9 protein-coding genes and 1 pseudogene are annotated in these 7,979 nt (G+C 72.0%); 5 read left to right on the top strand and 5 right to left on the bottom strand.

The window, feature by feature from the left end; translation table 11 throughout:
• Positions 1-242 precede the first annotated feature (242 nt).
• Entirely contained in the window at positions 243-2,060 is a 1,818-nt protein-coding gene (locus HW445_RS12180) for a long-chain fatty acid--CoA ligase (protein ID WP_180221035.1), read from the top strand.
• 59 nt (positions 2,061-2,119) lie between these two features.
• Complete coding sequence (locus tag HW445_RS12175; protein ID WP_218956884.1) at positions 2,120-2,743, top strand: TetR/AcrR family transcriptional regulator; 624 nt, start codon at positions 2,120-2,122, stop codon at positions 2,741-2,743.
• A gap of 81 nt (positions 2,744-2,824) precedes the next feature.
• Here the strand turns inward: HW445_RS12175 and HW445_RS32780 are convergent.
• Positions 2,825-3,088, bottom strand: a pseudogene (locus tag HW445_RS32780) (ATP-binding protein); the annotation flags it as partial.
• A 276-nt stretch (positions 3,089-3,364) separates the two neighbouring features.
• On the opposite strand from HW445_RS32780, the gene HW445_RS12165 reads away from it, so the two are divergent.
• The gene (locus tag HW445_RS12165; RefSeq protein ID WP_180221034.1) at positions 3,365-4,228 is read left to right on the top strand and encodes a helix-turn-helix transcriptional regulator; all 864 of its coding nucleotides are present in this window, start codon (positions 3,365-3,367) and stop codon (positions 4,226-4,228) included.
• Entirely contained in the window at positions 4,225-4,428 is a 204-nt protein-coding gene (locus HW445_RS12160; RefSeq protein ID WP_180221033.1) for a DUF397 domain-containing protein, read from the top strand. The genes HW445_RS12165 and HW445_RS12160 overlap by 4 nt, the downstream gene beginning before the upstream one ends.
• Positions 4,429-4,589: 161 nt before the next feature.
• Here the strand turns inward: HW445_RS12160 and HW445_RS12155 are convergent, their stop codons facing one another.
• The gene (locus HW445_RS12155) at positions 4,590-5,819 is read right to left on the bottom strand and encodes a hypothetical protein (protein ID WP_257231022.1); all 1,230 of its coding nucleotides are present in this window, start codon (positions 5,817-5,819) and stop codon (positions 4,590-4,592) included.
• Between the two features lie 216 nt (positions 5,820-6,035).
• On the opposite strand from HW445_RS12155, the gene HW445_RS12150 reads away from it, so the two are divergent.
• Complete coding sequence (locus HW445_RS12150; protein WP_180221032.1) at positions 6,036-6,833, top strand: AfsR/SARP family transcriptional regulator; 798 nt, start codon at positions 6,036-6,038, stop codon at positions 6,831-6,833.
• On the opposite strand, the gene HW445_RS12145 is transcribed toward HW445_RS12150, so the two are convergent.
• From HW445_RS12145 to HW445_RS12135, 3 genes are all read right to left on the bottom strand, one after another.
• Positions 6,781-7,347: a M23 family metallopeptidase gene (locus tag HW445_RS12145; RefSeq protein ID WP_257231021.1), complete on the bottom strand. Its 567-nt coding sequence runs from the start codon at positions 7,345-7,347 to the stop codon at positions 6,781-6,783. The two genes, HW445_RS12150 and HW445_RS12145, sit on opposite strands and share 53 nt — an antisense overlap.
• Before the next feature lie 88 nt (positions 7,348-7,435).
• Complete coding sequence (locus HW445_RS12140) at positions 7,436-7,723, bottom strand: gas vesicle protein K (RefSeq protein ID WP_180221031.1); 288 nt, start codon at positions 7,721-7,723, stop codon at positions 7,436-7,438.
• A gap of 8 nt (positions 7,724-7,731) precedes the next feature.
• Entirely contained in the window at positions 7,732-7,953 is a 222-nt protein-coding gene (locus HW445_RS12135; protein ID WP_180221036.1) for a gas vesicle protein, read from the bottom strand.
• Positions 7,954-7,979 lie beyond the last annotated feature (26 nt).

Genomic DNA, 7,979 nt, shown 5'->3' with positions numbered 1-7,979 from the left:
GTCGGCCCGGGCGGTCGTGCCCAGGGCCGTCGCGCCCGACGTGTGGCGGGGTGAGGTTCGGCCACCGGCGCCGTGTCAACAGGTTCGCTGCGGTCATCTCCCATGCCATCAAAGGGAGTTGGGGACTGTCCGCCATCCGCCGGGCGGTTCGTGCGCGGTCTATTGACACCCGGCCAATTGCGGGTCCACGGTGGGCCCCGCTCGAGGAGTCCGCTCACGGTTCGCGATGGAGGGAGCCCGCCGTGGCCACAGCAGAGCAACTGCGACAGTCCGTCGAGGGGTTGACCATTCCCAGGCTGCTGCGGCGCAACGCCGAGCAGTTCGCCGCACTTCCCGCACTCACCACAGGCATCGGCCCCGAGGACGGGACGCTGACCTGGTCCCAGCTGCGCGCCGAGGTCGCCGCCCTCACCCGCGGACTCGCCGCACTCGGTCTCCGGCAGGGCGAGCGGATGCTCATCGCGATGTCGAAGCGGGCCGAGCACTGGGTCGCCGACCTGGCGGCGATCCATCTGGGCGCCCTGTCCTGTTCCACGTACGACACCCTCAGCACCGAGCAGATCCGCTTCGTCGCACGGCACAGCGCGGCCACCGTCCTCGTCCTGGAGGGCGAGGATCAGATGCGGCGCTGGGGTCCGGTGCTGGACGACCTGCCGCACCTGCGGGCCGTCGTCGTCCTCGACTGGAGCGCCGCCCCGGAGGGCGACGGGCGGTTCGTCAGCTACCAGGCCGTGCGCGGCGGCGTGAAGCCCGACGAGGCCGCCTTCGAGGCGCTCACCGAAGCCGTCACCACCGACCAGCCGATGACCGTGGTGTACACCTCGGGCACCACCGGTGACCCCAAGGGCGTGGTGCTGACCCACCGCAACGTCATCCACGAGTCGTTCATGCAGGACCAGCTCGTCGCCGTTCCCGAGCATCCCCGGACCCTCGCGTACCTGCCGATGGCACACATCGCCGAGCGGGTCCTTGGGATCTACCTGCCGATCTGCAACGCCGGCCACGTCACGATCTGCGCCGACCCGGCGCAGCTCCTGCCCGGACTGCTCCAGGTGCGCCCGCACGGGTTCTTCGGCGTCCCCCGGGTCTGGGAGAAGCTCGCCGCCGGCCTGGAGGCCAGGCTCGCCACGCTGACCGGGGAACGGGCCGAGGCCGTGGAACAGGCGCGCAAGCTCGCGCTGGAGACGTTCCGCCTGCGCTCCGAGGGCCGGCGGGTCCCCGAGGACGTCGCCGCCTCACTGCGACGGCTCGACGAGGAGGTGCTGCTGCCGATCCGCGCCGCCGTCGGGTTCGACGACTGCCGCCGCGCCTTCAGCGGGGCGGCGCCGATCCCCACCGCCGTCCTGGAACTCCTCGCGAGCGTCGGCCTCGACGTGTACGAGGTGTGGGGGCTGAGCGAGACCACCGGCGCGGCCACGGTCGGCGTCCCCGACGCGTTCGCCCTGGGCGCCGTCGGGCGCCCGGGTCCCGGCATCGAGGTCAGGGCCGCCGAGGACGGCGAGCTGTTCGTCCGCGGCCCCGTGGTGGTGCCCGGCTACCTGAACCCGCAGGGCGGCGTCGACCCGGCGGCCGACGCGGAGGGCTGGCTGCCCACCGGTGACCTCGGCGCGGTGGACGACCGGGGCATCGTCTCCGTCACCGACCGCAAGAAGGAGATCATCATCACCGACGGGGGCAAGAACGTCGCCCCCACCCGGGTGGAGTCCCTGCTGCGCGCCCACCCCCTGGTCGCCCAGGCCGTCGCCGTCGGCGACCGCCGCCCGTACATCACCGCGCTGCTGGTGCTGGACGAGGAGACGGCCCCGCGGTGGGCCGAGGCCCACGGGATCGACGCCGACGGGCTGGACGAGCTGGCCCGCCACCCGGAGGTGCTCGCCGCCGTCGACGCCGCGGTCGCCGAGGCCAACGCCCGGCTCTCCCGCCCGGAACAGGTGAAGAGGCACCGTCTGCTGGCCGGTCCCTGGACCGCGGAGTCCGGGGAACTGACGCCCAAACTGAGCCTGCGGCGACGGGACATCGACCGGCTGCACGCCGCGACGATCGAGTCGATGTACACGTAGGTCCGTCCTCGGCGGCACCTCGCCGCCGCCGGGGGCACGGCAACGAGAGGGATGAGGGCATGGACGGTCGGCGCCAGGCACCACGACGCAGGATGGACCCGGACGCCCGCCGGGCGGAGATCCTGGCCGTCGCCCGCGGGCTGTTCGGGGCGAACAGCTACGCCACGGTGTCCACGTCGGACATCGCGGCCCGGGCCGGGGTGGCCCGGGCGCTGATCAACCACTACTTCGGCGGCAAGCGGCAGCTGTACCTGGAGGTGGTGCGGCAGATGATGGTCGTGCCGGCCTCCGTCTCGGAGCGGCTGCCGCCCACCACCGCCGAGGAGCGGGTCTCGATCTGCGTCGACCGCTGGCTCGAAGTCGTCGAACGCAACCGGGAGATGTGGCTCTCCGCGATCGGCCTGGAAGCCCTCGGCAACGACCCCGAGATCGACCGGATCATGCTCGAGGCCGACGAGATCGCCACCGACCGGGTCCTCGAGGCGGCGATGATGACCGACGTGGTGGAAGGCCGCGAGAAGCTGCGGGCGATGATCCGCGCGCACAGCGGCATGCTCAAGGCCGCCTCCCGCGAGTGGCTGGTGCGCGGCACGCTCGGCCGCAGCGATCTGCACGTCATGCTGACGCGCACCGTGCTCCACCTCGTCGACTCGGTCTTCCCGGCCGTGCGGGACGACGCGTGACGGGGTGTCCCCCCATCGGAGGGTGGCCCACACCGTTTTCCCGCCCGGATGGTACGGCCGGACGCCCCAGTCGTCCGCCAGTGCCTCGACGAGGAACAGGCCGCGCCCTGACGTGCCGTCCGGGTCCGCCCGGGGCACGGGCGGGTGGTCGCCCCGGGCGTCGGTGACCTCGATCCGGAGTTCGGCGGCGTCCAGCAGGAGCGTGAGCCGGGCCCCACGGCCACGCACCCGGCCGTGCAGGGCGGCGTTCGCCGCGAGTTCGGCGACGAGCAGGGCGGCGGTCGGAATCAGGCCGTCATCGGCCGACAGGTGCGTGCCGAGCCAACGTTCGGCGGCACGGCGCACGACGTGCGCACCGCGCGGGGTGGCGGGGAAGAGCGTGCCGAAGCGCGGCGGCCGCGCGGCCGGCCGGGGTCGGTGGACAGCGGTTCCGGATTTCTCGTTCACCTCACCGAGAGTGACGTGATGGATCTACTGTGAGGAGTGTCCGGGCCGGTACCGACGGCCATTGTCCGGCGGCGCCGAGCGATCTGTCCGGACGGGCGGCCGGGTTGTCCGGGTGTCCGGGCGTGCCTGCCGCTCGTCACGCTCGGTGATCAGTGGAGCAAGGTGGTGGCAGGGATGACAGCGGGAGTCGGAGTGAACACGGAGGACCCGGCGGCCTCGGACGAGGCGGCGGACCTGTTCCGGGCGGTCGGCCGCCAGCTCAAGGCCGCGAGGGAGCGGGCGGGGCTGGGGCAGCGGGAGTTGGGCAGGCGGCTGGGATACAGCGAGGAACAGATCTCCTCCCTGGAGCGGGGGCGGCGCACACCGCAGCCGGAGTTCCTGCGGGCGGCGGACGAACTGCTCGGGTGCGGCGGACTGTTGGCCGTTGCCGTGGAGGACGTGGAGCGGGCGAAGTCGCGTCGGCGGGTGAGGCATCCGGAGTGGTTCCGCGACTACGCGGAGCTGGAGGGCAAGGCGGTGGAGCTGTGCTACTTCGCCAACCAGGCTGTGCCCGGTCTGTTCCAGACGGAGGCGTACGCGCGTGCCGTCTTCTCCAACCGGCAGCCCTACTTCGACGAGGAGACCATCGAGCAGCGCGTCACTGCACGGCTCGCCCGGCAGGAACTGCTGACCAGGTGGCCGCCGCCTAAGGTGACCGCCGTGGTCCAGGAAGCGGTGCTCCGGCAGTCCTTCGGCGGGCGCGCGGTTCAGCTTGAGCAGTTGCGGCATCTGGTGCAGGTGGGCGGCCTGCGACACGTGGAGATCCAGGTGATGCCGATGAGCAGCGAGGAACATGCGGGGATGGGTGGCCCGTTCACCCTGCTCGAACTCAAGGACAGGCCGCGCATGGCGTATCTGGAGGTCCAGCACGTGAGTCGCTTGATCACCGCTCCCGAGGAGGTCCGGGTCCTGGCCGCGAAGTATGGCAGCATCCGAGGGCAGGCGCTGTCCACCCACGAATCCTCGCGCCTCGTCGAGAAGTTGCTGGGAGACCTATGAACACCGAACAGCCCACCGGGCTCCGCTGGTTCAAGAGCACCTACAGCGGCGACGAGGGCGGCGAATGCGTCGAGGTCGCCGTCGACCGGGCCGCGATCCACGTGCGGGACTCCAAGGCGCGCGGCGGCCCCCGGGTCGCCTTCGGGCGGGACGCGTGGGCCGGGTTCGTCGCCGTGGTGGGCCGGGGTGGCTCCGACTGAGCGTGCGGGGCGCGTGCTTCGGTCCGGGGCATGCCGTGACCCGTTTCCCGCAGCCGGGTCCTCATGGCACAGACACGCGAGCAACGTCGGCCGGCCGTCCACCCCGGCCGTCCCTCCCCGGATCCTGGTGATCCGGGGAGGGACGGCCGGCGACGGTCCGGTCAGCAGATGGACTGGCTGCTGTTGACCAGCGTGTTGTTGCGGAACGTGGTGTTGGTGCCGCACGGGCTCTCACGGATCGCGGAGTTGGTCACCGTCAGGTTCTGAACCCAGATGTCGGAGTTGTTCGGGAACTCCGTGCGCGCCGCGAGGCGGATCTCGCCGCCGCCGCTGACCGTGCCGCTCTGCGCGGCGAGGGTCACGTTGTAGCAGTTCTCGATCAGCACCGCGTTGTTGCCGGTGTTGGAGATGTTCACCCGGTCGATGACCGCGCCGCCGCTCTCGGAGACGCAGAACACGCCGCGCCCGCCGCCGCGGGCCACCACCTCGCCCACCCGGATGTTGGTGGGGTACGAACTGCCCACCCGGCCGTTGCGGTTGGCCATCCGGAAGGCCGCGTAACCGGTGCCGGTGCCCGCGTTCTCCGCGTCGACCTTGGTGACGGTCGCGTTGACGGTCTGGTTGAGCAGCAGGCCCGACTCGCCGACGTTGCGGGCGGTGACGGTGCCGACGGTGAGGCCGTCGACGCCGTAGGTCTCGACGGCGTGGCTGGAGGCGCCCGAGACGTAGACGTTGTCGATGCGGATGTTGCGGCTCCACTGGCTGGTGTCGCCGCGGTTGTCGATCCGCACGCCCAGGCCGGAGGACAGGCGCATGTCGATCTGGCCGAGGACCACGTTCTGCACGTTGCGCATGAAGATGCCGTACAGCGGCGCGCCGGTCACGTTGAGGTGCTGGATCTCCACGTCCCTCGTACCGCGCGAGTACACCGGCGCTTGGTCCCCGGAACCGCTGCCGGTGACGTTGATGGTGCCGCAGACGTCCAGGACGGTGTAGCTGGGCAGCGAGATGCGGGAGCCGGCCGACATCGAGCCGGAGCCGCGGACGACCACGCGCTCCTTGTACGTGCGGTTCGCGGTGAGGCTGCCCACGGCCGCCTGCACGGCGGCGCGCAGATCGCTGCCGGTGTACACCGTCGAGGAGCCCCGACGGGCGGTCCAGGTACTTCCGTTCAGTACGGCCTCGGCCTGGTAGGACCCGTCCCCGCAGGCAGCGGCGGCGGTCACGGCCGACGCCAGGACGGCGGGGGCCTGGGCCTCGGGCGCGGCCACCGCGGCGGCGGTGGTGGTGAGGGCCAGTGCGGCGGCGGCGAGGGCGCCGGTGCGGCGGCGCTCGGCTCCACGCCTGCCCAGCAGACCCTTAAATAACGGAAGTTCTGATCGGCTACCCATGAGGAGGATCTCCGCTCGGTCGGCGCACCGGTCCGGGGGAACCGGTGCGTACGTTTGTGGGGATGGTGAGTCTGCTGAGGGTGCGGGGGCAGCGTCAATGGCATGTTGAGACAGGCTGGGGGAGTGCGGGCGGGGACGTCCTGTTCCGCATGTGTCCGGCGTCGATACGCTGCCTGGGTCACGGAGGATCCGGGGGCGCGGCATGGGGGCAGGCGGATGAGGGAGCCGACGTTCGGCATATTGGGCCCGCTGCAGATCAGAGGCGTCGGAGCGCGGAGCTGCGTCCCGCTCGGAGGGCCCAAGCCGCGGGCCGTCCTGGCCACGCTGCTGCTGCGTCCCGGCGCGTTCGTCTCGCTCGACACTTTGACCGAAGTGCTGTGGCCGCAACGGCCGCCGCGTTCCGCCGTCGCCAACCTGCGCACGTACGTCCGCGCGTTGCGGGGCGCACTGGCCGCGGCGGGGGTGGACACCACGGGGCTGCGCACCCGCCACGGCGGCTACGTCCTCGACGTGCCCCCGCTCGAGCACGACCTGCTGCTCTTCGAGAGACGCGTGGACCGGGCGCGGACCGCGCGTGACGCCGGGCAGCACGCCGCCGCGCTGCGGGGCTACCTGGCGGCGCTCTCCCTGTGGCGCGGCGGCGTCCTGCAGGACCTGCCGGGCAGCGTGCTGTGGGACCCCGTCCTGACCCGTGTCGAACAGCTGCGGACCGTCGTCCACGACGAGTCGCTGCGCCTGCGGCTGGCCACCGGTGACCACGGTCCGCTCGTCGCCGAGCTGCGCACCCGGATCGCCGCCGACCCGCTGCGCGAGGACCTGTGGCAGCTGCTGGTCAGCGCGCTCGACCGGGCCGGTCGCACCGCCGAGGCCCGCGTCGCCTACGCCGAGGCACGGCGGCTGTTCGCCGCCGAGCTCGGCGTGGCTCCCGGCAGAGCCCTCAGGGCCGCGGGCGAGGCCCTGTTCAGCAGCCGTTCGTACTGGTCTGGTAGCGCACCAGGTAGTCGTTCCAGGTGACTCCCTGGACGACGGCGACGACGACCGAGCCGTCGTGGATCTGCTCGTAGTGCAGGTGCGGCGAGAGGGAGTACAGCGCGGACGTCGCCCCCACCTTGCCGATCAGCTGCCCGCGGGTGACGGTGTCGCCCTTCTGCACGTCCCGGCTCTGGAGATGGGCGTAGCGGGTCCGCCAGCCGTCGCCGTGACCGATCACGACGGTGTTCCCGTACCCGGTGTCGGTGGCGTAGTAGGAGGACAGCACGGTCCCCCCGGCGCTGGCCAGGACCCGGCGGCCGAGGTCGTCGGGGTTGCCCGCGGCGTCGTAGTGGTTCCAGTCGATGGAGTGGGCGGGACTGTGGCCGTTCCAGTTGCTGCCGCGCCAGGACTGGTCGCAGACGAACGGCATCCGGAACGCCGGCCGGGTGGCGTCCGCGTCCGCGGCGGCCGGAGAGCCCTGGAGCAGCGCCGTGACCATCGTCAGACCCGCCAGCGCGGCCGGCAGGGAACGTGCGGTGAATCCTCGTCTCGCCATGGATCCTCCCGTGGTGGTGGGGATGATCCGGCGATTGAAGGAGGCCGGCATACAAAGGCCGTACAAGACGGCCCGCGGGCCCGCGGGGTCAGAGCAGTGAACCCAGCGGCCCGAGGTCCAGGTTGAGGTCGTCGCGGGTCAGGCCGTGCCGGGCACAGAGGTCGTCCATGCGCTGGTCCAGCAGCATGAGGGCGGTGCCGAGGCGGTCCTCCTGCTCGGGGGTGAGCGTGCCCTCCTCGAAGCGGCGGACCGCCTGCTTCTCCATGAGCTGGTGGAGCAGTTCGACCACGGTGAGGACGAGTTGGGCCAGGCCGTCGGCGACCTTCTCCGGATCGAGGTCGAGCGTTCCGTCACGGGGGGCGGGCGGTGTGTTCACGAGAGTCCTCACAGGGGGCCGCTGTCGGCCCAGGGGGAGGGGACACGGGCGGAGACCGAGCAGAGCAGGGCGTGCAACGAGACGCGCACCAGCGGGACGTCGGCGATGGCCAGGACCAGGTCGCCGCTGACCACCACGCCGGCGCCGAGCACCCGGTCGAGGAGGTCGACCAGGGGGAGCCCGATCGGGGCGTACGGCTCGTCGCCGTCCCACGGAACGGGGGGCGGCAGCCCGTCCTCCCGCGCGTCGGGCAGGA

Source organism: Streptomyces sp. UH6 (genome assembly GCF_013421635.1).
Lineage (GTDB): Bacteria > Actinomycetota > Actinomycetes > Streptomycetales > Streptomycetaceae > Streptomyces > Streptomyces abyssomicinicus.
The sequence above is the reverse complement of the archived record's forward strand: the minus strand, read 5'-3'. Positions and strand labels throughout refer to the sequence as shown.